This window comes from Anabaena sp. TISTR 8404 (assembly GCF_056847745.1).
Window position 1 is genome coordinate 4,004,543 of record NZ_CP180578.1, and the last position, 26,634, is coordinate 4,031,176.

General features: G+C 37.7%; 25 protein-coding genes and 1 pseudogene. 16 read left to right on the forward strand and 10 right to left on the reverse strand.

Going from position 1 to position 26,634, the window contains the following annotated elements; translation table 11 throughout:
* Positions 1 to 99 precede the first annotated feature (99 nt).
* The 5 genes and pseudogenes from ACMX3D_RS17250 to ACMX3D_RS17270 form a co-directional block, all read left to right on the forward strand.
* Positions 100 to 612 (forward strand): annotated as a pseudogene (locus ACMX3D_RS17250) (phytoene desaturase family protein); the annotation flags it as partial.
* 134 nt (positions 613 to 746) lie between these two features.
* Positions 747 to 1,304: a general stress protein gene (locus ACMX3D_RS17255; protein ID WP_482747106.1), complete on the forward strand. Its 558-nt coding sequence runs from the start codon at positions 747 to 749 to the stop codon at positions 1,302 to 1,304.
* 107 nt (positions 1,305 to 1,411) lie between these two features.
* On the forward strand, positions 1,412 to 2,416 hold the full coding sequence (locus ACMX3D_RS17260) for an SDR family oxidoreductase (RefSeq protein WP_482747107.1): 1,005 nt from the start codon (positions 1,412 to 1,414) through the stop codon (positions 2,414 to 2,416).
* A 634-nt stretch (positions 2,417 to 3,050) separates the two neighbouring features.
* A complete protein-coding gene (locus tag ACMX3D_RS17265) occupies positions 3,051 to 3,530 on the forward strand; it encodes a DUF4383 domain-containing protein (protein ID WP_482747108.1) in 480 nt (159 codons plus the stop codon).
* A gap of 90 nt (positions 3,531 to 3,620) precedes the next feature.
* A complete protein-coding gene (locus tag ACMX3D_RS17270) occupies positions 3,621 to 3,737 on the forward strand; it encodes a PsaJ protein (RefSeq protein ID WP_482752368.1) in 117 nt (38 codons plus the stop codon).
* Positions 3,738 to 3,971: 234 nt separating this feature from the next.
* On the opposite strand, the gene ACMX3D_RS17275 is transcribed toward ACMX3D_RS17270, so the two are convergent.
* The gene (locus ACMX3D_RS17275) at positions 3,972 to 4,229 is read right to left on the reverse strand and encodes a hypothetical protein (RefSeq protein WP_482747109.1); all 258 of its coding nucleotides are present in this window, start codon (positions 4,227 to 4,229) and stop codon (positions 3,972 to 3,974) included.
* Positions 4,230 to 4,835: 606 nt separating this feature from the next.
* Entirely contained in the window at positions 4,836 to 5,216 is a 381-nt protein-coding gene (locus ACMX3D_RS17280) for a hypothetical protein (RefSeq protein ID WP_482747110.1), read from the reverse strand.
* Positions 5,217 to 5,551: 335 nt separating this feature from the next.
* Here ACMX3D_RS17280 and ACMX3D_RS17285 point away from each other — a divergent pair, with 335 nt between their 5' ends.
* Positions 5,552 to 9,082 (forward strand): WD40 domain-containing protein, encoded by a 3,531-nt coding sequence (locus ACMX3D_RS17285; protein WP_482747111.1) that lies wholly within the window; start codon positions 5,552 to 5,554, stop codon positions 9,080 to 9,082.
* A 35-nt stretch (positions 9,083 to 9,117) separates the two neighbouring features.
* Complete coding sequence (locus tag ACMX3D_RS17290) at positions 9,118 to 10,458, forward strand: KamA family radical SAM protein (protein ID WP_482747112.1); 1,341 nt, start codon at positions 9,118 to 9,120, stop codon at positions 10,456 to 10,458.
* A 73-nt stretch (positions 10,459 to 10,531) separates the two neighbouring features.
* Here ACMX3D_RS17290 and ACMX3D_RS17295 read toward each other — a convergent pair whose 3' ends face one another.
* Together ACMX3D_RS17295 and ACMX3D_RS17300 are read right to left on the reverse strand one after the other, a co-directional pair.
* Positions 10,532 to 11,257, reverse strand: a complete 726-nt coding sequence (locus ACMX3D_RS17295) for a lipoate--protein ligase family protein (protein ID WP_482747113.1) — start codon at positions 11,255 to 11,257, stop codon at positions 10,532 to 10,534.
* A 10-nt stretch (positions 11,258 to 11,267) separates the two neighbouring features.
* On the reverse strand, positions 11,268 to 11,747 hold the full coding sequence (locus ACMX3D_RS17300) for a YbjN domain-containing protein (RefSeq protein WP_482747114.1): 480 nt from the start codon (positions 11,745 to 11,747) through the stop codon (positions 11,268 to 11,270).
* Between the two features lie 237 nt (positions 11,748 to 11,984).
* On the opposite strand from ACMX3D_RS17300, the gene ACMX3D_RS17305 reads away from it, so the two are divergent.
* Positions 11,985 to 13,037: an aromatic ring-hydroxylating dioxygenase subunit alpha gene (locus tag ACMX3D_RS17305; protein ID WP_482747115.1), complete on the forward strand. Its 1,053-nt coding sequence runs from the start codon at positions 11,985 to 11,987 to the stop codon at positions 13,035 to 13,037.
* On the opposite strand, the gene ACMX3D_RS17310 is transcribed toward ACMX3D_RS17305, so the two are convergent.
* Positions 13,034 to 13,654: a hypothetical protein gene (locus ACMX3D_RS17310; RefSeq protein WP_482747116.1), complete on the reverse strand. Its 621-nt coding sequence runs from the start codon at positions 13,652 to 13,654 to the stop codon at positions 13,034 to 13,036. The genes ACMX3D_RS17305 and ACMX3D_RS17310 overlap by 4 nt on opposite strands.
* 136 nt (positions 13,655 to 13,790) lie before the next feature.
* On the opposite strand from ACMX3D_RS17310, the gene ACMX3D_RS17315 reads away from it, so the two are divergent.
* Both ACMX3D_RS17315 and ACMX3D_RS17320 read left to right on the forward strand, forming a co-directional pair.
* Positions 13,791 to 14,105 carry a hypothetical protein gene (locus tag ACMX3D_RS17315; RefSeq protein ID WP_482747117.1) on the forward strand — a complete coding sequence of 105 codons (315 nt, stop codon included), beginning with the start codon at positions 13,791 to 13,793 and terminating at the stop codon, positions 14,103 to 14,105.
* The gene (locus ACMX3D_RS17320; protein WP_482747118.1) at positions 14,095 to 14,463 is read left to right on the forward strand and encodes a pentapeptide repeat-containing protein; all 369 of its coding nucleotides are present in this window, start codon (positions 14,095 to 14,097) and stop codon (positions 14,461 to 14,463) included. The genes ACMX3D_RS17315 and ACMX3D_RS17320 overlap by 11 nt, the downstream gene beginning before the upstream one ends.
* A 43-nt stretch (positions 14,464 to 14,506) precedes the next feature.
* On the opposite strand, the gene ACMX3D_RS17325 is transcribed toward ACMX3D_RS17320, so the two are convergent.
* Both ACMX3D_RS17325 and ACMX3D_RS17330 read right to left on the reverse strand, forming a co-directional pair.
* Entirely contained in the window at positions 14,507 to 15,322 is an 816-nt protein-coding gene (locus ACMX3D_RS17325) for a DUF1838 domain-containing protein (RefSeq protein WP_482747119.1), read from the reverse strand.
* Positions 15,323 to 15,642: 320 nt separating this feature from the next.
* Positions 15,643 to 16,503, reverse strand: a complete 861-nt coding sequence (locus tag ACMX3D_RS17330; RefSeq protein ID WP_482747120.1) for a GGDEF domain-containing protein — start codon at positions 16,501 to 16,503, stop codon at positions 15,643 to 15,645.
* A 418-nt stretch (positions 16,504 to 16,921) separates the two neighbouring features.
* On the opposite strand from ACMX3D_RS17330, the gene ACMX3D_RS17335 reads away from it, so the two are divergent.
* Entirely contained in the window at positions 16,922 to 17,245 is a 324-nt protein-coding gene (locus ACMX3D_RS17335) for a hypothetical protein (protein WP_229542675.1), read from the forward strand.
* Between the two features lie 351 nt (positions 17,246 to 17,596).
* Here ACMX3D_RS17335 and ACMX3D_RS17340 read toward each other — a convergent pair whose 3' ends face one another.
* Positions 17,597 to 18,985: a sensor histidine kinase gene (locus ACMX3D_RS17340; RefSeq protein ID WP_482747121.1), complete on the reverse strand. Its 1,389-nt coding sequence runs from the start codon at positions 18,983 to 18,985 to the stop codon at positions 17,597 to 17,599.
* A gap of 205 nt (positions 18,986 to 19,190) precedes the next feature.
* Between ACMX3D_RS17340 and ACMX3D_RS17345 the strand changes: the two genes are divergently transcribed.
* Together ACMX3D_RS17345 and ACMX3D_RS17350 are read left to right on the forward strand one after the other, a co-directional pair.
* Positions 19,191 to 19,886 (forward strand): response regulator transcription factor, encoded by a 696-nt coding sequence (locus ACMX3D_RS17345; RefSeq protein ID WP_482747122.1) that lies wholly within the window; start codon positions 19,191 to 19,193, stop codon positions 19,884 to 19,886.
* Positions 19,887 to 20,000: 114 nt separating this feature from the next.
* Positions 20,001 to 20,309, forward strand: coding sequence for a DUF1830 domain-containing protein (locus tag ACMX3D_RS17350; protein WP_482747123.1), 309 nt, complete (start codon positions 20,001 to 20,003; stop codon positions 20,307 to 20,309).
* A gap of 248 nt (positions 20,310 to 20,557) precedes the next feature.
* Here the strand turns inward: ACMX3D_RS17350 and ACMX3D_RS17355 are convergent, their stop codons facing one another.
* Entirely contained in the window at positions 20,558 to 21,373 is an 816-nt protein-coding gene (locus tag ACMX3D_RS17355; protein ID WP_482747124.1) for a M15 family metallopeptidase, read from the reverse strand.
* Positions 21,374 to 21,474: 101 nt separating this feature from the next.
* Here ACMX3D_RS17355 and ACMX3D_RS17360 point away from each other — a divergent pair, with 101 nt between their 5' ends.
* A complete protein-coding gene (locus tag ACMX3D_RS17360) occupies positions 21,475 to 22,392 on the forward strand; it encodes an AEC family transporter (RefSeq protein ID WP_482747125.1) in 918 nt (305 codons plus the stop codon).
* 83 nt (positions 22,393 to 22,475) lie between these two features.
* On the opposite strand, the gene ACMX3D_RS17365 is transcribed toward ACMX3D_RS17360, so the two are convergent.
* Positions 22,476 to 22,994: a phosphoribosyltransferase gene (locus tag ACMX3D_RS17365; RefSeq protein ID WP_482747126.1), complete on the reverse strand. Its 519-nt coding sequence runs from the start codon at positions 22,992 to 22,994 to the stop codon at positions 22,476 to 22,478.
* Between the two features lie 71 nt (positions 22,995 to 23,065).
* Here ACMX3D_RS17365 and ACMX3D_RS17370 point away from each other — a divergent pair, with 71 nt between their 5' ends.
* On the forward strand, positions 23,066 to 24,517 hold the full coding sequence (locus ACMX3D_RS17370; protein WP_482747127.1) for an MFS transporter: 1,452 nt from the start codon (positions 23,066 to 23,068) through the stop codon (positions 24,515 to 24,517).
* A gap of 170 nt (positions 24,518 to 24,687) precedes the next feature.
* Positions 24,688 to 25,455, forward strand: a complete 768-nt coding sequence (locus ACMX3D_RS17375; RefSeq protein ID WP_482747128.1) for a class II glutamine amidotransferase — start codon at positions 24,688 to 24,690, stop codon at positions 25,453 to 25,455.
* Positions 25,456 to 26,634 lie beyond the last annotated feature (1,179 nt).

Consider the following 26,634-nt stretch of genomic DNA (forward strand, 5'->3'; position numbering starts at 1 on the left):
TACCTTTAGTTATTAAGAATAATATAACCCACGAAAGATTGAGAGGTTGGATGTATTTTCTAACATCGGGGAAAATACATTAATTTCTCAATGGCAATCATGGAAGCGTATGACGTTGTAATTATTGGTGCTGGCCACAATGGCTTGGTATGTGCCGGCTACTTACTCAAAGCTGGTTACAGCGTCTTGCTGCTGGAAGGGCGATCGCTTCCTGGTGGTGGTTGTACAACTGAAGAGTTGATGCCTAATGAAGCACCTGGGTTTAAATTTAATCCCTGTGCAATGAATCACTTATTTATCTTTTTAGGGCCAGTTATTCAAGAATTAGAACTTTATAAGTACGGGTTAGAATATCTGACTTGTGACCCAGTAGCATTTTGTCCTCATCCTGATGGCAAATATTTTTTAGCTCATAAATCTGTAGAAGCAACTTGTGCAGAAATTGCTAAATTTAATCAACATGATGTGCAAAAATACGCCGAATATATTGAATTTTGGTAGCGCTTTGTTACAGTAATTACTCCTTTTTTCAATGCGCCTCCTAAATCAATTGTTGATATTGTTGGTAATTACAATCTCAATAATCTACATGATTTATTTTCAATTGTGGGCGGGTATTTCTGCACTCTGAGAAGCCAATTTCTCAAGCGCTCAAAGAAGCAAAAGATTCCATTAAGTCAACAGTTACATCTGTGATTAAAGGTCAATAACTCTAATTAATCAAATTGTCACCAAGGAAAATTAATATGGTAACTAAAAACAGGGTGCGTGCGTTAGGTGTATTTGCTAATTCTCAAAAATTAGAGCAAGCAATTAATGATTTGAAAGCTTCTGGCTTTCCTATGGAAAATGTTTCTGTAATTGCTAAAGATGTGAAGTCGAATGAGGCTATGGGTGAAGCTCAAATCAGCGATCGCATTAACAATCAAAATGTAAATGCCAGCGCACCAGTAGGAGATACGCTGACAGCAACTAGTTGGGGTAGTTTGTTAGTCGGTTTGAGCAGCCTGGCGCTTCCTGGTTTGGGTGCAATACTAGCAGCCGGTTCTGTAGGTGTAGCGTTAGTCAGTAGCGTTGCAGGTGTGGCTGTGGGAGCCGCAGCAAATCAAAATTTGGTGAAAGCATTAACTGATTTAGGTATTCCAGAAGAGAAAGCAAGAATTTATAGCGATCGCCTGCAACAAAGTTATTATTTGCTCATCCTCGAAGGCACAGAAGCAGAAATTAACCGCGCCGAAGCAATATTACGCGAACAAGATATCCAAAATTGGGGTGTTTATGGTTCTGAAAAGGCTGAAGTATGAAGTTTGAAGTATGAAGGCTGAAGTATGAAATGAAAAAAACTGTATAGAGATTTTTACTCAGCACTCAACACCTTCAAATCAAATAAGAAGTTTATCTAGTAATATCTATGCAATTAAAGCCAATCAATCAGCAAGTCGTGGCAGTTGTTGGTGCTTCTAGTGGTATTGGACGTAAAGCAGCGCTCGAATTTGCTCAACAGGGTGCAAAGGTAGTTGTTTCGGCTCGTGGTGAGTTAAAGCTAAAGTCTTTAGTAGAAGAAATTCGCGGCTTTGGTGGTGAAGCAACTTATATTGTTGCTGATGTGCAAAAATTTGACCAAGTAAAAGCGATCGCAGATAAAACTGTCGAGGTATACGGACGACTTGATACCTGGGTTCACGTTGCGGCGATTGGGATGTTTGCCAGTTTTGACAAAACAACCCCGGAAGAATTTCAGCACGTCATTGATGTCAGTTTGATGGGACAAGTATATGGTGCAATGGCAGCATTACCGCATTTGAAGCGTGAAGGGCGAGGCGCACTTATCCATGTATCCTCAATGGAGGGTAGGCGATCGCTTCCTTATCAAAGTGCTTATTCCTGTGCCAAACATGGAGTTGAAGGTTTTATCGAAGCGATGCGCGTCGAATTAATCCATGAAAAATGGCCTATCAGTGTCACAAGTATTAAACCAGCCGTAATTAACACTCCGTTCTGGAATAATGGCTTAACAAAATTAGGAGTGAAACCAGCAGGAATACCACCTTACTATGATCCAAAAATTGTAGCTGATGCCATCCTTTATGCAGCAGAACATCCAACTCGTGACCTTTTAGTAGGAGATATAGCTAAATTACTCGATTTAGCTCAGAAAATATCGCCTTCATTGGTAGATTCGTTGTTATTGCTGTTTGGCTTTAATCTACAACGTAGTAGTGGCGAATTAAAGTCTGAAGATGCACCTAACAATTTTTACCAACCTGTTCCAGAAGAAAGCAGAATTAATGGTGATTATCAAAATTTAGTCATCCCCAGCATAACTGATGCCTTGGGTAAATTGCCGATTTTTCAAATAGGCGCAGGAGCGTTATTAGCTTTACTAGCTGCACAAGCATTCAAACAAATTGAGTGAATAGCTTAATTATTCATGATGTTTGTTAACTGTTAGCTGTTTACTGTCAGTAGTCAACAATAGACTTCTTGCAGAAGTCGGGAACTCTTAACGGGGAACGAGGCATAGCCCCAAGTTCTTCCTGTTCCCTGTTGCCTATTGCCTGTTCCCTACCTCTTGCAAAAGTTGCTTTTGCAAGAGGTCTAATCAACATGAAAAAATTTGTAGGGTGTGTTACGGCTATGTAAGGATTTGGGAGTTTGAGAAAATCAGGATTAGCCGTAACGCACCATATCTCTCAGTGCGTTAAGCGTTGCCATAACGCACCTTACAATTTAAGCTTTACTTTATAAAGTATCTCTAAATGCGTGACAGTTTAGAACACTGCTAGATATTACTTTCAATACTCAACCCTGCCTTTTGATAGAGATAAAATTTGAGATTCTCAGTTGAATAGAAAGTATTATGTCTTGCCAACTAAGTGTTTTAAATAGAGCAGATTGAGCTTCATAAAACTTTGGTTAGCAGTAATACTAATTCTCTAAAATTTTGTTGGTCACAGCTTCAAACCTACAAACATTGAGGCTGTTAACCTTTTGTAATTACGAATTGGTATGACTATTCTCAAAAATTAAACCATCACAGGAGTAAAAAAATGGAAAATATCCAGACTGCAAAAATGGTAGAGCGTTACTGTGCTTTGAGCATCGGGATTCTCTTTTTATTAATAGGTTTAGCAGGATTTACACCTGCTTTGGTATCTTTGCCAGGAACAAGTGCATCTTTCGTACCTTTAGATGCCTCTCCTAATGCCTACGCTGCGGGGTTTGGCTATATATTTGGTTTATTTCCCACCAATTTTTTGCATAATTTGGTGCGGTGTGCTGTCGGGTTGTTAGGTATTGCTTCTTATACCAGTGCTAAAAGCGCTCGGTTATTTAATGCTACTTTTGCAGTTGCATATTTAGTATTAGCAATTATGGGATTATTACCCTTTGCTAAGACATTTTTTGGGTTAATGCCACTTTTTGGTAATAATGTTTGGGTCAATTTCTTATCAGCGATCGCTGCTGGTTATTATGGACTGTTCATTCCGTCTAAAGTTGCAGGTGTTAACGTATCACAAAATGTTTAATCTGACAAAAATGCAACAACTAACATTTACAGTTGTGAAATTTTTTAGGAGTATTATATGTAGAAAACAAACAACCAACAAGGATATTTTCTGAAGTATCTTTTCCTCGCACCAGTGCTGGCTGTGCTTGCGATATCAATTGCCTTTTCTACTTGGGCAATTTTTAATTACTACTTACCTGACCTTCTCTTCCATCCGATGCCATAGGTCGTAATAATTTGTGGTTATTAGACCATAGCGAATTAAGCATTACTCATGAGTAATGCTTAATTTTGATATATATCAAAATAATTTGATACATTTTAACAATGTGTTACTCTGCTGCTGAAGCAATACATTTTCTTTCAATTAGTAGTTTTGGCTCACTCTTTTGAGCAAGACTAAAACCAAAATTTGTTCCTAAATTAGCCTATACTATTTTTATCAGCTAATATAGTTCCATTACTGATGAGTATCATCACATTTTGAGCTATCTGAACTGTCTGAGATTTCTAAATTATCTGTGTTGTTAGACTCATTTAAATTTTTTTGGGACTTGACTGTGCCAAAAAAATAAACAACTGCAATTTTCACAATGTCAAAGTATGCTGGGCGATTACTTTGATCAATAATTGCCAACGAAAGCGAACCTGCTACTAAAATCACTAATATAGGATGAAATTGTTCTTGTCTGGAAAAGTCACGATGTTTTTTTACCACTAATTTTTCTCCTAATTTAGACACAATTCAGTTGACAAAATATATTGCATCTGCATCAAGAAACAATATTAAACTTTCACACTAGCAGTGAGGTTTTTAATTGAGGGTGAACGAGGATAGAGTTGAAAATGATGCCAGATGTGAAAGTCAAATACTTTTTGTTTTGCTTAACGAACTGATTCAACAACTACTGTTGTTAATACCAAACAAACAAGAATGAATCCAACTCGTAAAACTAATAAATCTAGAATAAAAGGTAGGAGACTAATAGCAATATGTAAACCTCCAAAAATTGGTGATAAAAGGAAAGCAATTAATAGACCAAATAATATCCATGCAAAAAATTTCATGAATTTGGAAGTGCAGTGAAATAAAAAACTGTGACGATTCATATTTGTGTTTCCCTCCTGTTAATTGAATAAAAAAACAGGGCTGATGTAGTGCTTTTTTAGCACTCATCAACCCTGTTGTAGTCTTTTACTAGACTCTCTTGGGCTGGAAAATAATTTAGTTGCTAACCTCAAGCACGAAAACAGTTTTTTACTGTTTCTCTAAACTTGAAGTATTGATGACTAATTGCTGGAAATAACAAATAAAAAACCAAACTTAGTCATTATTCAACAACTCAGAAACCATACAGCCAAATATTGGCGGGTTATTTCCCTTTTTACATTTAGAAAAATCTAGGCTGATTTGTCCAAAACCATTGTTTAACAATCTTCTCAACCCTACGCGAAAGCGATCGCGGTACATAAACACTTGACTTTGCGTATCTTTAGGTAATTCCTGTAAATACCTATTTAGATCCGCTTGAACACATCGGACAGAACCTCGAAACGAAACGAGACGTAGTTCTACTTCTTCGGTTCCTATCTTGCGAATATTCAGTTCAATTATTCCATCTTTGCAAGTGTGACAGGCAAGAAAATCCTCCTCCAACAAGTTAAATAATTCCTGAATAGAATTTGAAGCGTCAGGTATTGGCATAGTGTGGGGTACCTTAGTACTAGTTACTTCAGCTATCCTCGCTATTTACACCACATTTGTCATAAATTCTACATTGACCCCTCACAGTTGTCAATTACATTGATAGCTAAAATTGACAAATTGATAATCAACAGTATAGTTAGTAGTGTTAGAGTCTTGTTAAATATAAGTTTTTGTTGTTTACAGAGCTGATCTAGCCTTTGAATGTTCTGTGTGTCCAGGGTTGCTGATACAAGGAAAAGATTGCAGTTCCAGTTAATATAATTGAGTATAACTGGACTATACATCTACCTCACATAACCTATCAATAGTTGTGGTTGGAGAGATTTACTTCAATGACAGAACTTCCTGAAAGTTTTTTAAGAACAGTTACAGTCGAACACAATGTATCAGAGGCTGAACTCAACGCCTTACGTCTAGCTTTAGCAGGTGAAACAGCAGAGTCTATAGCAACTACCCTCGATATTAGTGCCGCAGCAGTGCGGAAGCGGCTTGGTTCGGTTTATCAAAAGTTTGGGATTGCTGGGAGTATTCCTGGGAAATTAGAGGTAATCAGAAATATTCTTCAGGAAAAATATCAGTTATCAATACCAGCAAAAACTTTATCTTGTTATGACTTTAGTGAAGCGCCAGATGTCTCGGTTTTTTTTGGACGTGAACCGCAGTTAGAGGTTATCAGCCAATGGATAAGCAACGACCGTTGTCGGTTGGTAGCCATATTTGGTATGGGAGGAATTGGCAAAACAGCATTATCTATTAAGTTGGCACAAAATATTCAGGGTCAGTTTGAGTATGTTATTTGGCGATCGCTCCGTCATGCACCCACCTTAAAGGAGATTCTGACGGACTTGATTACCTTTTTTCCCCAAGAAAATGAGTTTACAGAAGTGGGAGTTTCGCAATTAATTGCCTGTTTGCGAAAACACCGATGTCTCCTAGTCATAGATAATGTTGAGTCTGTTTTAGTTGGAGGTGACTGTGCTGGACAATATAAACAAGGATATGAAGGATATGGTGAATTTTTCCGGCAAGTTGGAGAAATGCCTCATCAAAGTTGTTTAGTTTTAACCAGCCGAGAAATTCCTAAAGAAATTCTGACTTTAGAAGGTGATAACTTTAAAGTTCGTGCTTTGCAGCTAAGTGGCTTAGGAAATCTAGCTGCAAAGAGTATATTTATGGGTAAAGGTGAGTTTTTTGGCTCAGAGCAAGACTGGAACAAATTAATTTATCATTATGCAGGTAATCCCTTAGCCTTAAAAATAGTTGCCAACACAATTCAAGAAGTTTTTGGGGGAAATATAGGAGAATTCCTCAGTGCTGATACTTCAGGTTTTGTGGGTGATGTGAGTAATCTTTTACAACAGCAATTTTCTCGCTTGTCAAGTTTAGAAAAAGAAATTCTCTACTGGTTAGCAATTAATTGTAAACCCACGTCACTTTTAGAGTTACAAACAGATATTATTTCAACTACCTCCCAAGCACAACTCATTGCAGCTTTAGAATCACTAAGACGGCGATCGCTAATTTTTAACGAAAAAGGTTTAGCGAAGTTTATGCTTCAGGCTGTAGTGATGGAATATACTCTCAGCGAATTTGTTAATCAAATTTGTCAAGAAATTATCTCTACAAATAATCTCGAAAAAATTTCCTTATTAAAAACTCATGCTTTATTAAAAACCCAGACAGAAGCCCAAATTAGAAATACGCAAATTCGCTTGATCCTGGAACCGATTGCTAAAACATTAATTAATACCTTTGGCAACCAAAACCGCATTCAAGAACATTTATTAAATATAATTACTTATTTACAAGTAAATACTCCCTTAACATCTGGTTACGCTGGAGGAAATATTATTAATCTTTTATGCCATTTGGAAATTGATTTAAGCGGATGTAATTTTTCTAATTTAAAAATATGGCAAGCATATTTAATAGGTAAAAATTTATATAATGTCAATTTTGCCAACTGTGACTTATCTAAATCAGTATTTACAGGCATATTTGATAGTATTTTATCAGTGGCATTTAACCCAGTAAATAAAGAAATTCTTGCTACAGGTGACGCTGATGGTCGGATATGTTTTTGGCAACCTACCTATGGTGAGCAACTTTTTAGCTGGAAAGCCCACGCTAACTGGGTCAGAACTGTAGCCTTTAGTCATGATGGCAAAACTTTAGTCAGTAGTAGTGATGACCATACAGTTAAGTTATGGGATGTTGATAGTCGAAAACATCTGATAACTTTTGAAGGACATACCAGTTGGGTGAGATCTGTTGTCTTCAGTCCTGATAGCAATCTTGTTGCTAGTGCTAGTAGCGATAAAACCATTAGACTTTGGGATGTCCGCACCCAAAAATGTTTAAAAATATTAGAGGGACACAACTACTTTGTTCGTTCGGTAGCTTTTAGTCCTGATGGCAAAATCCTCGCTAGTGGTGGTGCTGACCGAACTGTGAAGTTTTGGGATGTGAAAACTGGTAAATGCTTGCAGACTCTTGAGGGTCATACCAAATTAGTACAGTCCGTAGTTTTTAGTCCCGATGGTGAAATACTTGCCAGCTGTAGCGATGATGCTACTGTACGGCTTTGGGATGTAAAAACTGGTAATTTGTTAAATACCTTGGAAGGACACAAAAATTTAATACATTCCATTGCTTTTAGTGCTGAATGCGGAATCATTGCCAGTTGTAGCGACGACAAAACAGTCAAACTCTGGGATGTGAAAACAGGTAATTTACTCAAAACCCTAGAAGGACATACTAATTCCATTCGGTCTGTTGCATTTTGTGCTGATGGAATAACACTTGCCAGTGGTGGTTATGACAAAACTGTGCGCTTTTGGGATATCAAAACTTATCAATGTATCCAAATTTTGCAAGGATACACCAGTTGGGTACACGCTTTAGCCCTCAGTCCTGATGGCAAAATCATCGCCAGTGGTAATGATGATAAAACTGTCAGGTTGTGGGATGTAACAACAGGTAAATGTAGCCGCACATTAGAGGGACACGCTGGCCGTCTGTGGTCTACAGCCTTTACACCAATTTCCCTGGATGGAGAAGTAGGAGTATTAGCCAGTGGTGGTGATGACCAGACTATTCGCTTTTGGAATGTTCTCACTGGAGAGTGCGTCAAAGTTTTGCAACATAGCGATCGCATTCGGTCTATTGCTTTTAGTCCTGATGGTCAAATTCTCGCTAGTGGTAGTGTTGATTGCAACGTCAAACTGTGGAATGTCCGTACTGGACAAGGCTTTGAAACTTTACGCGGACATAGCAATTGGGTGCAATCTGTTGCTTTTAGCCCTGATGGTGAAATTCTCGCTAGTGCCAGTGATGATCAAACACTACGGCTGTGGAATGTTTATACCGGAGAATGTATTCGGGTTTTAGAAGGACATAGCCTGCGAATTTGGTCAGTTGCGTTTAGCCCATCTCAGAAAATGTTAGCTAGTGGAAGTGATGATCAAACAGCACGCATTTGGGATAGCCATACAGGAGAATGTTGTCAAATTTTAGACACTCAAGCTTGGATACGTTCTGTTGCTTTTAGTTTTGATGGTAAGTTGGTTAGCTGTGCTTGTGTTAATCACACAATAGAAATTTGGGATGTTGATACAGGTCAACGTCTAAATATTTTACAAGGACATAATAATTGGGTTCGTGCCGTGACTTTCAGCCCAGATGGAACGTTGTTTAGTGGTTCTCAGGATGGCGCTATCAAGCAATGGAATGTCACAACCGGAGAATGCATCAAAACGCTAATGCCCAAAAGACCTTATGAGGGAATGAATATTAAGGGTGTATTAGGTTTAGGTAAAGAGCAGAAAAATATCCTTAAAGAACTGGGCGCTACTGAAAATTAAACATATTTAACCTCATAAGAATTTTTATTTATAAAATGCTACAACTTAACTCTAGAATTATTGAGTTATATGGAATCAAAGACATAGATAGGCTACCGCAACTGCAAAAACTTTCTACAGCAGAACGCTTGGCAATGAAAGCAGTTGCTCAAGTTTTACCCTTTCGTGTCAATAATTACGTAATAGAAGAACTCATTGACTGGGATAACATACCTGATGATCCCATCTTTCGCCTTACCTTTCCGCAACCAGAGATGTTGACACCTGAATCTTTAGACAAGGTTGTTTGGCATCTGCAAAATTCTACATCAGACGTTCTGCATCAAGTAGTCAATGCGGTGCGATCGCAACTTAATCCCCATCCCGCCGGACAAGCAGAACATAACATTCCCACTTTAGATGGACAGCCAGTCCCAGGAATTCAACATAAATATCCAGAAACAGTCTTGATTTTTCCGACAGCCGGTCAAACTTGTCATGCCTATTGTACCTTCTGCTTTCGCTGGCCTCAGTTTGTCAACATGGACGGACTAAAATTTGCTACCCGTGAATCAGGACTTTTCCAAGAGTATCTCCGCCAACATCAAGAAGTTACAGATGTTTTAATTACTGGCGGAGATCCCATGACCATGAAAGCCAAACATCTCGCTTTATACATCGAACCACTACTAGGCGCAGGTTTTGAACATATCCAGACAATTCGGATTGGGACTAAATCAGTAGCTTACTGGCCTTACCGCTTTGTTAGCGATGAAGATGCTGATGAGATTTTGCGTTTGTTTGAAAAAGTAACCCATGCAGGCAAACATCTGGCAATTATGGCACATTACGACCACTGGAAAGAAATCTCAACCCAAATCGCCCAAGTTGCCATCCAACGCATTCGCAGCACAGGCGCACAAATTCGTACTCAAGGGCCACTCATGCGAGGAATTAATGATTCCATACAAGTCTGGATAAAGATGTGGCAACAACAAGTCCGGCTTGGTTGCATTCCTTACTATATGTTTATGGAACGTGATACTGGGGCAAAACATTACTTTGAAGTGCCAATAATTAAAGCTTGGGAAATTTATCAAGCAGCTATACAAAAAGTATCTGGGTTAGCGCGGACGGCTAGAGGCCCGGTTATGTCAGCACTACCAGGAAAAATTGCCATCGATGGCGTAACTGAAATTTATGGCGAGAAAGTTTTTGTGCTTTCTTTTTTACAAGGACGCGATCCTAATTGGTGTAAACGCCCATTTTTTGCAACTTATGACGACAAAGCCACTTGGTTAACTGATTTAGTTCCGGCGATGGGTGAAAAGGAATTTTTTTATGAGGATAAATTAAACAAAATTCTGAAAGCATCAATTCGGGCTGTTGTTGATTGAATTCGGGTTCCATAATTTAGTTTAATTGTTCATTACACTAGCAACAAAATCACTAAAATGACAGCTAGTGTAGTCAAAAATCCTCCGCGTTTAAAATCTCTTCCCATTCCAACTCTGATAACTGCTGCACTTCTATTTCCATAGCAAAGCAATCTCTCGCAGCAGCAATCAAAGCCGTCATAATCTGTTCGAGACTGTGAGGAAACTGCAAGTTATTCCATGATTCTGTACTGAATACCTTTGCAAACAATTCCGCATCTGGTTGCAAGCGAATGGAACCATGTTGCAAAATTACGTCACCGCGTTTTAATTGGGCGCTACCAATGAGTTTTGCACCATTGGGCAAAATTAAATCTGCACCTGTCGCCGTACCAAAACAGTTAGGGTTATGGATGTAGCCTCGCCCAGCTGTACCATAGCTTAATTCCTCACCGAGCGATCGCCATCCTTGAATCAAAAACTCACAAATTTTTGTGTATGCTTGTAAGCGGTTTCCAGTCAAACCAGATGTAATTACAGCATAAGTTAAATCACCTTGGTGTAATACTGCCCTTCCTCCAGTAGGACGGCGCACTAAATCTAGTTTTTCACCTTGCCAAGTTAAATTCTGCCAATCTTGGGGATATTGTCGTTGATGATAGCCGAGAGAAATAGCAGCTGGCGACCAAGTATAAAAGCGCAGAGTTGGAGGATGCTTTCTGGAATGGTGTTGTTCTAATAGCCATTTATCAATAGCCATCTGTACATTACCAGAGGCTGCCAAGAAAGGTATTAGTCGCCAAACCTGCTTGTTAGACATTAATTAATACTTAAACTGCACCAAACTCAGATTGTAAAACTTCATCGTTGTTATCGGCGATGGTGGCAACAATTGTAATTAAGCGTGAGACTTCCCCTGGAGACAATTCAGCTAGTGTGCGTGTTGACAGGACGACAACTTTGTTTTCAATTATCCCAAACCGAGCTTCAAAAGTGCTAGAACAGTTCATTTCCAAAAGGTGGCGCATTAATTTGGGTTCATCTTTGGCGGGTAACTTTAGCACTACAGACCAAACCGTAATTGTGTCTTCATCGGTTGTACCTGTGAGTTGAACAAATACTTCCACGCTACCGTAGTTAAACTTCCAGAGATAGCCACCGTCTGGAGTGTGGCTAACCATTGCGCTGTCGTCTTGTTCTAAAGAGTCGATGACGTTTTCAATAACTTCGAGATGGTTGATAGTCGCTGTCTCGTCGATTAGTTCCTTCAGCAATTCATCGTTAGTTAGGGTTTCTTGGTAGCTTGCCATAAAAATTTTCGCTTGAATATGTTTACTGGTTTATCTACACATACTTTATAGCTTGTAAACAAAATTAGTTTTAGTTCCCTAAGTAATAATCTGGTGATCAGTGTCAGTAAAGTTTGTTTCTCAGTTAAAAAAAATACAATTTATTTTCCCAAGCATTACTTGTAAGATACTTTTACTGCACTTCAACCACACAAAGAGTGTAGTACCAGATTAATGCGGAAAAGGATGCGTTCAATTATGTCATCGCTCTCTCAATCTGTGCAAACTTATGATGTACGTAAATTGGGTATTAATCCCAATCACTGGTATGTAGTTGCACGTAGCAATGAGGTGACAAATAAACCCGTAGGAGTGATACTATGGCATCAGGCGATCGCACTTTACCGTGATAGTACAGGCAATGTTCACGCTTTAGAAGACCGTTGTCCCCACCGCCAAGTTAAACTTAGTCACGGGCAAGTTACCGGGAATGAATTGGAATGTGCCTATCATGGTTGGCGTTTCAATTCCTCTGGTAAGTGTACAGAAGTTCCTTATTTAGCTGCAAATCAAAAACTACCAAACTGTTCAATTCGCCGCTACCCAGTTAAAGAACAAGACGGTTTTATCTGGTTATTTCCTGGTGATGCAGAACCATCTGTTCAACCATTGGGTTTACCAGAGTGGGAAAATTTGAATTATATTGCTTCAGTTACTGTTATTAATTGTCAAGCTCATTATTCTTATTTAATCGAAAACTTGATGGATATGTATCACGGACATTTACATCAAGATTTGCAAGCTTGGGCAGCAGCATCTTTACAAGATATCAACGAAGATGCTCACCGTGTAGATGCTCATTATACAGCCCAAAGTTATTATAAAATTGACAAAATTTGGTCGATATCTCAGTTATTTTTCCCGGCGTTGCGAAGATTACATCCTGAACCGTTGGATGTCAGTTATATTTATCCCCATTGGCGCTCTACGTTAGGTAAAGACTTTAAAATTTATTGTTTATTGTGTCCTATCAATGAGACACATACTAAAGCTTATTTAATTCATTTCACCTCACTCAATGCCTTTTGGCGATTGCATAAATTACCTGTATGGTTTCGACGGTTCGTGAAAAATAGTTTATTTAATGCAGCCAAAAAATTACTAGATGGTTTAGTAATTCAAGATGTAAAGATGATTGAGGAAGAACAGCAGGCTTATCTACAGAATTCTCAAAGACGCAATTATGAATTGAATCGGGCGTTAGTGAGTGTGCAAAGATTAATGAGAAGTCAAGTAGAGAGATTGGGCTAAGATACTAGTAAATTATCTAGTTGGAATTCACATTGTTGAAAAATATAGTTAACAGTTGCGAATAATTTATCTAATTCATAGATAGTGTAAGGAGTGATATTTCTGATAAATTTTTGTGCTTCTAGCTTACCAAATTGCCAGACTGTGCCATTGGAAACAATGCCGTAGATAAGAACTGGAAATTCTTGATTCAGTCTTTGAGCAGCAATCATTTCTGCTAAACATTGCGCCCAACCTGCTTCAAAATTATCTTGTTTGGCTTCCACTAAAATAAAATATGGCTTGTCAAATACGATTTTACCCAAAGGTGAACGTTTAGCCAAAATATACTCAGGAAAACCTGATAGTTGCTCATCATAATTTAGTGATTGATGACTCCATAAAGTAAACTTACTGTTGTAATGCTTCCAAACTTCCTTTAAGACTGGATAAATTAAGTTCTCACAAATAGCAAACTCGGAATTATCAACTACTCCTTCCCGCATGACAATTGCTAAGTCTTCCCGAAAATAATTAGGAATATTAAACTCCGCTTCTACCATAAAATTAGCTTCTGTGTAGGTAACTTGAAATGTTTTGAGAACTTCACCAATGCTTTTATAACTACTAAAAGCCATATTTACCTCCTGAAGAATTAGGCTAGGCAATCAAGTCATCTTAGTTGCAATAATAATTGTAGTTAAGAGCGACCGCACTCATGGCAATCAGGAAGTATCTTAGAAATAGAGGTTTGATAGTTGTGGAGTGGCGATCGTGAATACTCAGGAATTCCTGCGATTGATCGACAAACAGGTGTCATGTCCGCAAACCCTGCCAAAAGCGCTGCAAGCTTTGTGGTATGACAAAAAAGGTAATTGGAACCAAGCTCATGAAATAGTCCAAAATGCCAGTGATGTTGACAGTGCTTGGGTTCACGCCTACTTACATCGTAAAGAAGGTGACTTGAATAATGCATGTTACTGGTATCGTCGCAGTAGTCAGCCAGAGTTTATCGGTGAGCTAAACCAGGAATGGGAACAAATTACTTCTCTATTACTGAAAAAGGTCAATACGACTCATGGATGCTGAACAACTCAAGCGACGTTACGCCGCAGGCGAGAGATATTTTCCCGCAGCCAATTTAAGTAGAGCTAAGTTAATATCTGTTTACTTACCGGGAATTAATTTGTGGGGAGCAGACTTGAGTCAAGCTAACCTCGCCAAAGCTAAACTCTGGGGAGCCGATTTGAGTCAAGCTAACCTCGCAAGAGCAAATTTGACAAAAGCTAATTTATCCGGTGTCAAATTAAAAGAAGCAAATCTTCGGGGAGCTAAACTCAACTTTACTAAGCTATATGGTGCAGATTTAACTGGTGCTTATTATGATGACAGCACCCGCTTTTCCAAAGGATTTGACCCCATTAGTAACAATATGCGGAAGTTTTGATGTGACAGGGTTGAGAAACCAACTACCTGCCATACAAATTACTTTACAATTCTTCTGCTTCTGGTAACGGAAAGATTTCGCCTGCTAAGTAAGCGTCAAAATGCTTTTGGAAGTATAGCCAAGAAGTCATATCTTCCCCATCAGAAAATGCTTTGGGAGCTTTTTTATATAAAGGAACGCGGTGATTAATTTCATCTTGTAATAGCTGGGGTAATTCTGCTAAACCACCAACTTTGCTACCAAAAGCACTATAGATGAGATTACCAGAGCGATCGCCCATTTTCATCCAAGGCAGCCATTGACCAATCCTATCCCAACTCAGTTTGAGTTGAGATACTGAATTTAGTTCTGCGCTTAATAAATCTGCGGTTGGTACAGTTAATTTAAATAATTCTGCGGCTTGATAAGTTTTATAGGGACTATATTCAGCAAATTTTGGATCTTCTGCTAAAGGATTTGGATACGTAGGAAAAATATCAAATACAAAAGTTGTGCTGTCTCCCTCAATTTGTGCTGGAAATTTCCCTTTAAAATGTCCTTGTACAGGATTATTAGCAACGTGTAACACAGGTACAGTTTCACCAGTCCAAGGATTTTCCCATTTCCGCAAAATCTCTTCTGTTTCTGGGTGTAAATAATAAGTCAGTTCCCTAGAAGTAAAATCCCAGCTATCTTCTCCTGTGGAAATGCATCTACTGACACTTACTCCCATCATTTTAAATAAGAGTTTTCTTTTCTCTCCTGGAAGAAAACTGTAAATTTTACCTTGCCAAATTAAAAATGTAGATTCACTAGAATCGAGGGAAGAACGAGTTTTTACCCAATGTTGAGCTTCTAATTCTTGAACTTCTGCTACCATCTTGTGTCTCCTAATTAACTGACTAAACAAAGCATAGTCTTAAACTAGTCAAAATGGGGAGTATACCTGTCTTGTTAGTTCTTCTCAACGTATTACTAGTACAGTGCGGTGTAAATAAAGCCATCATCTAAAATAGGTAAAAATAAAACAGACAAAAATTTGATATGGCGTTCATCACTCCAGTGAGGTACAGAAAAGAATAATTAACCGCAGATAAACGCAGATGGACGCAGATAAATTTTTACCTCAACAGACTAGGAAACGCTACAAGCTTTTACCCATAAAATGATTATGCAATGAATGTGTGTTTTAGCGTCATACTAGGATTCATTGGCTAAATTCGTTGCTAATTCGTGGTGTAGTAAGTTTTTCCCCTTTTTCTTGGCGCTGTACATTAAATTGTCGGCTTTTTCTATCATTTCAGTTACCGAAGCTGGGGGTTGAATGAACGTAATTGCACCAATACTAAAAGTTACAGGCCAATGTTGTTCTTGCATAGCAGATGATAAAGTTTTTTGTAATCTTTGTAATACTACTTCGGAAGCATCGTAACCAGTACGAGGTAATAAAATAGCAAATTCATCACCACCAATTCTGGCGATTATATCGATTTTACGTAAATTATTTTTAGCGTTTTCTGCTACTAAACATAGTAGGCGATCGCCTACAGGATGCCCAAACTGGTCATTGATTAATTTGAAATTATCAACATCAAAATAAGCAATAGTTAAAGGTTCTTTATGTCTTAAAGATTTATGAATTTCAATGTTTGATAATTCTAAGAAAAATGCCCTATTATTTAATCCAGTTAAAGCATCAGTCCGAGCTAGTTTTTCTAAATTTTTTAACGTCAGCTTTTGTTGTGATAAAAGATAGTTAGTAAACAAGAAAAATACTAAAACTACAATTGTATTCCAGTAAGGAACAAGAGGATGTAAATAGTGAAAAGTTGGTCTTTGATTTACTAATAAATTTGTAAATGCACTAATCAATGAAACTAATATGCCACCGCATTTATCAGAAAACCATGTAGCAATACCAATAGGAATTAAATAGAAAATTGCTATCAAAATTTCAGGTGGTATCAAGTAGTCTAACCAGCCTATCAAGCCTATTAAGAACACACTGAGCCAGATTACGCATGATTTAGGTTGATTCTCTAATATTGTAATTAAATTCATATTTCCTCAGCTTAACTGCAACATTTTTTGCAGTTCCTTGTGGGTTATAAGCCTAGCCTTTATTTTTCACCCAATCATATATTCTTGAGTTTGTCAATGTTAATCTAATTAATTATATTCAAAGAATAATCTACTGACATGATAATAACTAAAAGTTGTAATTCTTGATTAAAGATGGTTACAAATGCAATTATCAAGTTACTTTAGGGAACATGACAATCTTTATACATGGTTATATTTAAGCAATTTCTAACTAAAGCGCTTCTATTAGGAATAGAATTTTGGAACAAAGAAAAATACAAATTTCTTAATTAATTAGCCTCGATATCAGATAATCTCATTTATCGTTGTGCATTTATCCGGATAAGCAAAAAAACAACTGAATAGTACTTCACATCATTTCTCTACACCAAAACCTATGGAACTGCCTCAACGCGTATCAATTCGCTACAAAGACACTTCCTACAATATGAGTGAGATACGCCTAAAAACCTTTCAACTTGCATTCCGAATTTGGGAAGAACAAAGTAAACCCAGAAAAACCGAGCTTTACGATTTTATCTTGAATTGTCTCAAACAATTTGACCGTCAAGACCGTTTTATTGTTTCATATCTATTCTTAGAATTGACAGATATGATCCGTAATTCTTCGTTAGAAAGAGGTATGAGAGAGGTACTAATTAAAACAGCTTTTAGAGAGTTTGCTTGTGCATTAACAGATTTTGAAAATGCTGAGAAATAAAACAAAATCTTTTATAGTAAGACTTCAGAGATGTGCAAAATCAATGGTTTGCATAAGGGGTAGAAGAGAAAAACCGTCAAATTTCTTACACACCTAGGCGAAGAAAAATCGCAGCTATCAAGTATCTGATACCCAAATAGGTGGGTATTAGATACTTGATTTTTGAAACACATATTTATTGCATACTCACTTTATGAGTTCGTTGTCTATCAACAGTTAAAATTTAACACCTATAGGAATCCGGTTTGATTTCTGAAACGATCTACGTAGTCAGGGAACAGGGAACAGGAAAGAAGGCTCTCCAAGGTATACTGAGTTTTTTCATTAATCAAAGATGAGTCCTATATTAATTTATAATTCTAAGTTTTTATGAGGAATTTTTACAGTAAATGTTGTACCATAATCAACTTGACTTTCTACAAAAATTTCACCTTTATGTAATTCTAAACATTTTTTGACTACTGCTAATCCTAAACCTGTCCCGGCAATATTCTCAACATTCTTTCCTCTATAAAAAGGTTCATAAATTTGTTGTTGCTCTGGAAGTGGAATACCAATCCCTTGGTCAATTACTTGAAAAACTGTAGCTTCTATTTCCGAACTTAAAACTAAGTAAATTTTGCCTTGACTCCTAGAATATTTGATGGCATTCAACAACAAATTACTAAGAATAGAATATAATAATTTTTCATCGAGCATGGCACGAAAATTGCCACCATTATTAATAAACTCTATCATGTGTGGTTGTGTACTAAAAAGTTGTAAATCTTCTACTAAATTTAAACAAAAGCTTTCTAAATTGATTAATAGAGGTTTATATTCTAACTGTCCTGCTTCTGCTCTAGTTAGTGTTAATATATCTGTTAAGATATGATTGATATTTTTGGCTGAAGATTGGATACGCTTAATATTTTTTAATTGTTTTTCATCTGCTATATTCTCAAGAGTTTCGCGTAATAACTGAGAGGAAAGTAAGATAACACTTAAAGGTGTACGAAATTCATGAGAAATCATAGAAAATAATTGAAATTTTAAGTCTCCTATTTTTCTTTCTTGAGCAAGAGAAAATTCTAAAGCGCTAATTTTCTCACGCTTAACCCATTGACGTTCTAGGAGTAAAAATAAGCTAAAAATTACAATTAAAGTTAAAATAATACCTAAAACTTCTAGGAAATTTCTTAAATGAATACTTTGTTTTGCTTGTTCTAGTGAACTTTGGAGATAATCTTGTTCTTCCGCTTTAATATCTGCGATCGCAGCCCAAATTTTTTCTCTAATTTCAACACTGCGAGCAGTCAGATTATTTTGTAATTGTAATGCTGTTTTATCTTTTTGATATATTTTTATTGATTCTTCTAAAAGAGCTATTCTTTGATTTACCAAATAATTTAAATGCTCAAATCGCTGTTTTTGGCTCAAAGTGGCATGGATTTGCTTTTTTAAAAGTTGCATTTCAGACTGTATGTTTGCTGCTTCCTGTTGATAACGCTGTAAGTCTTGATTACTACCTAAAAAAATATATCCTCGCCTAGCTGATTCTGCGGCTGTCATTATGGCAGAGACATTTGTCAAAGTGTTCAAAGTTTGATATGTCTGCTGTACTTTATTAGCGCCATGTTTAATTTCATCAATATTTTTAACTGAAGCAAAACAGACGAGTCCCATCAGCAACAAAGTTAAACTAAAGCCTCCCACAATCCATTTATTTTGGAATGGCCATTTGATCAATTGCTGAGTCATAAATTTAGTTGAACAATAGTTGCTTATTTATGCTTATTTTATAAATAAAAGCTAAAATAAACAGCACGATAAAACAGCAACAATGATAATATTAACAAGCTGCTGGTAATTAACAGCAGAAATCAGACTAACGCCTACAATTGAAGTTTTGACTTTTGCTTTTTTCCACTAATGTGTTTGCCTAATGCTGAATAAAGGATAGAATATGCGAATTCTCATAGTTGAAGATGATACTCAACTGGCAGAGGTACTAGCAGAGGCACTCAGCAGACGGCAGTATGTGGTAGATCTGGCTAAAGACGGTGAAGCAGCTTGGAACTCAGCAGAGTCACTGAAGTATGACTTGGTAGTGCTAGATGTAACTTTGCCAAAGCTAGATGGAATTAAGTTTTGTCATCGCTTACGTACTACTAGCACGAATAATCCTGCACATCGGAACGCTAACACACCAGTATTAATGCTCACAGCCCGTGATACAGTAGCTGATAAAATTGCTGGGTTAGATGCAGGCGCAGATGATTATGTAGCCAAGCCATTTGATTTAGAAGAGTTAATGGCTCGGATTCGTGCTTTACTAAGACGAGGTAGTTCTACTAGCACCATCAGTCTCATTTGGGGTAAGTTGCATCTTAGTCCCAGTACTTACGAGGCTACTTATAATGGACATTATCTATCATTAACACCAAAAGAATATGCGATTTTAGAATTATTGGTTGCTCATGGTAGGCGGGTACTCAGTCGTTCTAGCATTATTGAACAAGTTTGGTCAGTTGATGACTATCCCGTAGAAGAAACTGTTAGATCTCACATTAAGTGTCTGCGGCAAAAACTTCGAGAGTTAGGTGCGTCAGAAGATTTTATTGAAACGGTTCATGGACTGGGTTATCGCTTGAAATCATAACTATAATCCTCATAGTGTAAGCAGTATTCAAAATTATGTGTAGAGTGATTGCACAAATTCTACACATTTTCTACACGAGAATTCCATGTTTGTGTAATATTCTCGTATTTAAGTTTGAGAAGAAAACTATTTGATTTAATTTCTAGCTACGCATCTTTAGCTAGAAAACACACGACTCAAAACTTTGAAACTGAAGATATGAGTGACCAAATTCTTTGTTTTTACAAAAACAAAACAAACCAACTTCAAATTGCTCGCCTCTCAAATGTTGCTAATTTGCATTTTGAGCATGTAGTGTTTTCTGGTGAGCAAATTTTATTTGAAGCGATTCCAGAAGCTGAATTAGAAATTCAAGTCAATACCACACCAGGCTTGGTTGTGACCAAAAAAATTGTTTGTCGTGAGTTGCAAGTTATCAACTGAACATTAAAAATTTTGGCTAATTTTAATAGTTCATATTTGAGTGTTGATACACGAAAGCGGAAATTAAATTTGTTTGAACTAATAAAATTGAGGTGAATTTGTTGATGAATACGAAAAAGTCTGATCGTGGTAGTGGTAGATTTTATATATAAGTAAGAACTCAGGAGTCAGGAGTCAGAATTCTCCAATTGAGTGGCGGGTCTTTTTCCCCACTAATTGATTCTGAATTCTGACTTCTGAATTTTTTTTCAAGGCGATACCGGAGTTGGTTTTAAATTCCTAGCTTTGTAGAACATTTCTAGGCTTTGGCGATCGCCAACAAAACGCCAATGCCAAGGTTCATAACTCACACCTTGCACATTATCTTTAGGAAAAGATATCTCAAAGCCAAAGCGGGCTGCGTTTGCTTGTAGCCATTGAAAAGCCTTGGTTTTATCAAAGTCAGCCTGGAGATTAGTGGCTGGTGCAGATCCGTCTCCTATATCCGCTGCATAACCTGTGTGATGTTCGCTATGGCCAGGAGGCGCACTTAAAGCGGCTCTTTGTGCTGGGGTTTGATTTCGCTGCGCACCCACATTAAAAAATAATTGCTCTTGTTCTTTCACAGAGCGAAACCCAGAAATTGGCACTAGAATTACGCCTGCACTCCGCGCTGCTTGCGACATTTCCCGAAACTTTTGTGCAGCTGCTTTTCGCATTTTTATCCGCCCATCCGCAGTAATTGGCACTAACTCTGACTCTGGTGCTTCTGGGTATGCTAAATGTCCCAACACCACATTATTATCTTGAGAATTTCCAGAGTTACCAGTGGCTGGAGTTGTAGTAACAGAGTTTGCTGGCGAAGCTTGAGAATCGGCGGTTTTTTTCGGTGTAGTGAGAGAAAACAAAAAACCACTAACTACAGCCAGCAGGATAAATCCTGCGACTCCCCCAATGAGCAAAACCAGAGGTTGTAAGGGTGTCTTGGATGCGACATCAGGAGTATCGCGTAAAGCCACTGGAATATCATCACCTGAATCACCGGACGAATTGGGGGGTTTTCCAGAAAACCCAGCTTTATTCAAGGGTTCACTCCTGCTTTTGTTCAAAATTCATAACAGACTGTAGACTGGACAGAGATTAGCATATTCGGTAAATTTTACATCTGTAATTTCTCGGCGAAATTTTGACAAACCTCCTAGAACTATACGTCAAACTGGTAGGCTTAATCTTAGTAGGACTTTTCTTGGGACGGAAACTGCCTGCCACAGTTCCACCTCGTTTAGGTCAGTTGCTGTTTTGGGTGGGAGTACCTATAAGTATTGTTGCTTTTTTACGTCAAGCTGACTTATCGGCACAGATTTGGATTGCACCTGCGATCGCTCATTTAGCCATTTTATTGGGCGCACTTTTGGCCTGGTTGGCTATTAAAGGACAAGCTTATCTTACAAATACAACTTTCTTTCCCCCCACTCAGGGAAGTTTTATTTTAGCGGCTATGGTAGGTAACACAGGTTATATCGGCTTTCCTGTCACTTTAGCAATGGTAGGCCAAGATTATTTTGCCTGGGCTTTATTCTACGACTTACTGGGGTCACTGTTTGGTGCTTACGGTTTAGGTGTAGCTCTAGCATCTCATTTTGGCTACGGTGGGACAAACTACTGGCAAATGTTTCAGGCTATCTTAATTAATCCTGCCCTGTGGAGTTTTGGTTTTGGCTTGCTGTTTCGCCAAATGAGTATTCCTACCGCTATGGAATTTTATTTAGAGAAATTGGGTTGGGTTGCTGTAGCTTTATCTCTAGTATTAATTGGAATGCGACTTTCTCTGCTCAATTCTTGGCAAAGACTACCACAAGCAGCAGTCAGCTTGGCAATCAAAATGCTGCTAGTGCCTTTAGTTCTCGGCAGTACTTTATCACTTTTTGGTGTAACTGGTTCCGCTGCCAAGGTAATTGTTTTACAAATGGCAATGCCACCAGCCTTTGCCACAATGGTTCTAGCTGAAACCTTCAATCTTGACCGCGACCTTGCAGTTACTTCTCTAGCATTGGGAGTCGTTATCTTGCTGGTGACTTTGCCTGTCTGGTTATGGTTGTTTTGAATTAGTCAATGGTCAAGGGTCATTTGTCATTTGTTATTACTTTTTCCCACACACCCTTGCACCCCTGCACCCGGCTTCTTCCATCAGCATAGTTGACTCAACTTTGCTGCCAAATCTGCTGGACTAGTATGTTCGTAATGTTCAAAGGGTTGGTGAATCCAAGGATTGTCAGGCAAGTAATCAACATAATAATCGGGTTTGATCACCGAACAGGCTTTATACCAAATGACAGCACTGCGAATTTCTTCGATGGGCGAATCAGTATTTTCTTTTAACCAAGGAATAGTTTCTTGAAGGGTAATGCCAGAGTCTACTAAGTCATCAACTAAAAGAATGCGGGAACCTAACTTTTCAGTAGTCATCGTCAAATGATGCGAAAACGTGAGATTGCCTCTTTCTTGCTTACCAGGGCCACTGTAGGATGATGTAGCTAAAATTGCCAGTGGCTTTTCATAGATCCGCGCAATAATATCTCCGACTCGCAGTCCACCCCTGGCTAGGCAAACAATTTGGTTGAATTCCCAACCTGATTGATACACCTGAACAGCCAGTTGTTCAATTTTATAGTGGTATTCTGACCAAGAAACGTAAAGGTCTGGCATAAAAAAAGTGATTTTGAGGTAATACTTATAGCGATCGCAAATTTTACATTTTAGTATGAGCGCAAGATATCATGAACAATTCTGCTGATGATTCTGCCCAAAATGCTGCTTTGAGTGCAAAACTGAATTTTAAAACAAAACTGGCTTATGGTGCAGGCGATTTAGGGCCAGCAATTACTGCCAATATTTCAATTTTTTACTTGCTAGTTTTTTTAACAAATGTTGCTGGGATTCCCGCAGGTTTAGCTGGTAGCGTGCTGTTGATTGGCAAAATTTGGGATGCCGTCAACGATCCATTTGTGGGAACCTTAACTGATAAAACAAAATCTCGGCGTTGGGGTCGTCGTCTTCCTTGGATGTTGTATGGTGCAATTCCTTTTGGTATTTTCTTTTTCTTGCAGTGGATTGTACCGCAATTTAGTAGCGATCGCAGTAGTAATACTTGGGCTTTGTTCTTTTACTACGTAGTAATTGGATTGATATCTCAGGTGTTTTACACTGTTGTGAATTTGCCTTACACAGCAATGACTCCTGAACTGACTCAAGATTATGATGAACGCACCAGTCTCAACAGTTTTCGCTTTACTTTTTCGATTGGTGGCAGTATTTTATCATTAATTTTGGCGCAAATAGTTTTTTTGAAAGTTTCTGGTGATCAACAACAATATCTAGTCTTAGCAGCAATTTGTACTGTAATTTCGACTGTATCTTTGTACTGGTGCATTTTTGGAGTGCGCGATCGTATCTTAGCTTTTGAAGCCAAACGTATCCAAATTGAAGAACCCCCATCTCTACCGTATTTGGAACAATTAAAAATTGTCTTTAGAAATCGACCTTTTCTCTTTGTAATTGGTATATATCTTTTTTCTTGGTTAGCTCTCCAAATTACAGCCAGCATCATTCCTTTTTTTGTACTGTATTGTATGCATCTCAACAAAACAGATGTAAATACAGTTCTAATTGCTGTGCAAGGAACATCATTAGCTATGTTATTTGTCTGGAGTGCTTTAAGTAAAAAGCTTGGCAAAAAACTGGTTTATTTTCTAGGGATGAGTTTATGGATTATCGCCGCTGCTGGATTATTTTTCTTACAGCCTGGCCAATTAGTGTTGATGTATGTCATGGCTGTGATGGCTGGTGTTGGTGTGTCTACAGCTTATTTAATTCCTTGGTCAATGATTCCCGATGTAATTGAATTAGATGAACTCCAAACTGGACAACGCCGCGAAGGTATATTTTATTCGTTCATGGTTTTCTTACAGAAATGCGGTTTAGGTTTAGCCCTATTTTTAGTAGGTAACTCCTTGCAATCTGCTGGTTTTAAAGAAGCTGTTGTCGGGCAAAGTACTCTACCTATTCAACCCGAATCAGCACTCACAGCTATTCGCCTAGCAGTTGGGCCTTTACCAACTGTTTGTTTAATTTGTGGCTTAGTTTTGACATATTTTTATCCAATTACACGGGAAATGCACGCAGAAATATTGTTAAAACTGAAAAAACGTCAGGAACAAAAGGAAAGTTAAGAATTTAGAATTTTTGCTAAATAAATGTTTTTCTGCACTAATTGAACTGAAATTATCTACAGTAATGTGTTTTTAATACTCTATAACAACAAGATACCCGAATTCTTAGAGAATTCGGGTATCTAAATCTCTCAATTTTTTTCACAAAATCCAACTGATAGTTAGTGATTATGTGCCAACTGCTAGGGATGAACTGTAATGTTCCCACGGATATTTGCTTTTCCTTTGAAGGTTTTTCAGCACGCGGAGGAAAAACAGACGATCATAGCGATGGTTGGGGTATTGCATTCTTTGAAGGAAAGGGATGTCGGCTATTTTTAGATGACAAACCTTCTGTGACATCTCCAATAGCAGACTTGGTACGGCGCTATCCTATTCACTCTACTCATGTCATCGCCCATATCCGTAAAGCAACTCAGGGTGAAGTAGCCTTAAGAAACTGTCATCCTTTCCGAAGAGAACTGTGGGGTAGGTATTGGGTATTTGCCCACAATGGCAATTTACCAGATTATCATCCCAAAAATATGGGTTTTTACGAACCTGTGGGAGATACCGATAGTGAAAAAGCCTTCTGCATCATCCTAGAAACTCTGCGAGAAGCTTTTCCTGAAGGTAAACCGACTTTAGAAAAACTTAATTTTGTTCTGCGTCAAATTACTGCTGAAATTGCCAAAGTAGGTGTTTTTAACTACTTATTATCGGATGGAGAACACTTTTTTGCCCACTGTTCCACAAAACTCACCTACATTGTGCGTCAAGCCCCCTTTGCAGCAGCCCACTTGATTGATCAAGATATGACGGTAGATTTTCGGGAGTTGACTTCGCCAAGCGATCGCGTCGCCGTCATCGCTACTAGTCCCCTCACCGATAACGAAGTCTGGACAACAATCCAACCCGGAGAATTGCTAGTCTTTCAAGACGGTTTACCTCAGAAATAACCCTCTTTTGTTTCATTACTCTTTGTCTGTCTTGACAATAGAGAGTTAGGAATAGGCACAAACCTTAGCTAATGTCGTGGAACTTATGATAATACATAACTGGTTAAGAGCAGTTCTAGCAGGGAACAGGGAACAGGCTTTAAAGTCTCTCAGTGTCCATGTTTGATCATTAGTCTTTGTCATTATCTATGCTTTGACTGCTAGATTAATTGATTGTAAATTTTCTCAGAAAATTCAATATCGACAAAAAAATTAACAATCATCGACAAACACGACAAATTGTCAAAGCCTGAGTAAGCATCATCAAGCTCATATCCCAAAGATACAGAAAGAGATTAATAATTTTGTTATTTTTATTTAAAAAATAGATAAAATTTGTCTGCCTGTAATCTCCTACCAAAGAGACCAAAATACGCCCTACTTCGCTAAAACTAAGCTCTGCATTCCATTTACTTCCTGTAACATATTTCTTCGCTATCAAAAACTGAATAATATACAAATATAGGTATAGGTATACTTATATATATAGCTGTAGTATCTACTGTAAAGAGTATGTAAAGATGCATTTGTAGAGCATAGACACTTCAGTAAATATACAGTACAATTTCAATAAATTATTTAGATATTACCTAGCTTCTAAGCTAAATAATCACAGGCAACAGCCCACAATATAAACGTGGAAGTGTCTTTCTGTGTCATATACATCTTTAAGCTTGATTTTTCGATACTTGGTTTTTAAGCTTGATTTTTCGATACTTGATTAGCGATCGCTAATGATCAAAGGATGGTTGAAATAAAGCCTAAATATGAGTGCTTGTATTGGAATTAATAGAGGCACAAAGAATGCAGATATAGATAACAGCTAACAATATCATACATACCAATTTGAAGGGAATAATATAGCAGTTAGCTGGCTAGAAGCATACATTCACTCTGTCAGGATTATCTGAGAGTGTAGTATTTTCCTGGGAAAATATTAATGTTTAGCAAAAATCATCAAAATTGGTATTGTTTAATCTGAACTTGAATTCGCCTTGCTACATCAAGAAAAAGTTTCTCAGTCATAGATAAACAGATTCATATTACTGGCAAGCTGTTCACAAACTTTGCAGCAGCACATTCAATAATACTTAACAATAAGCTTTAAAAAATAAAGCTCTTATGTCTATCAGTTTCTTG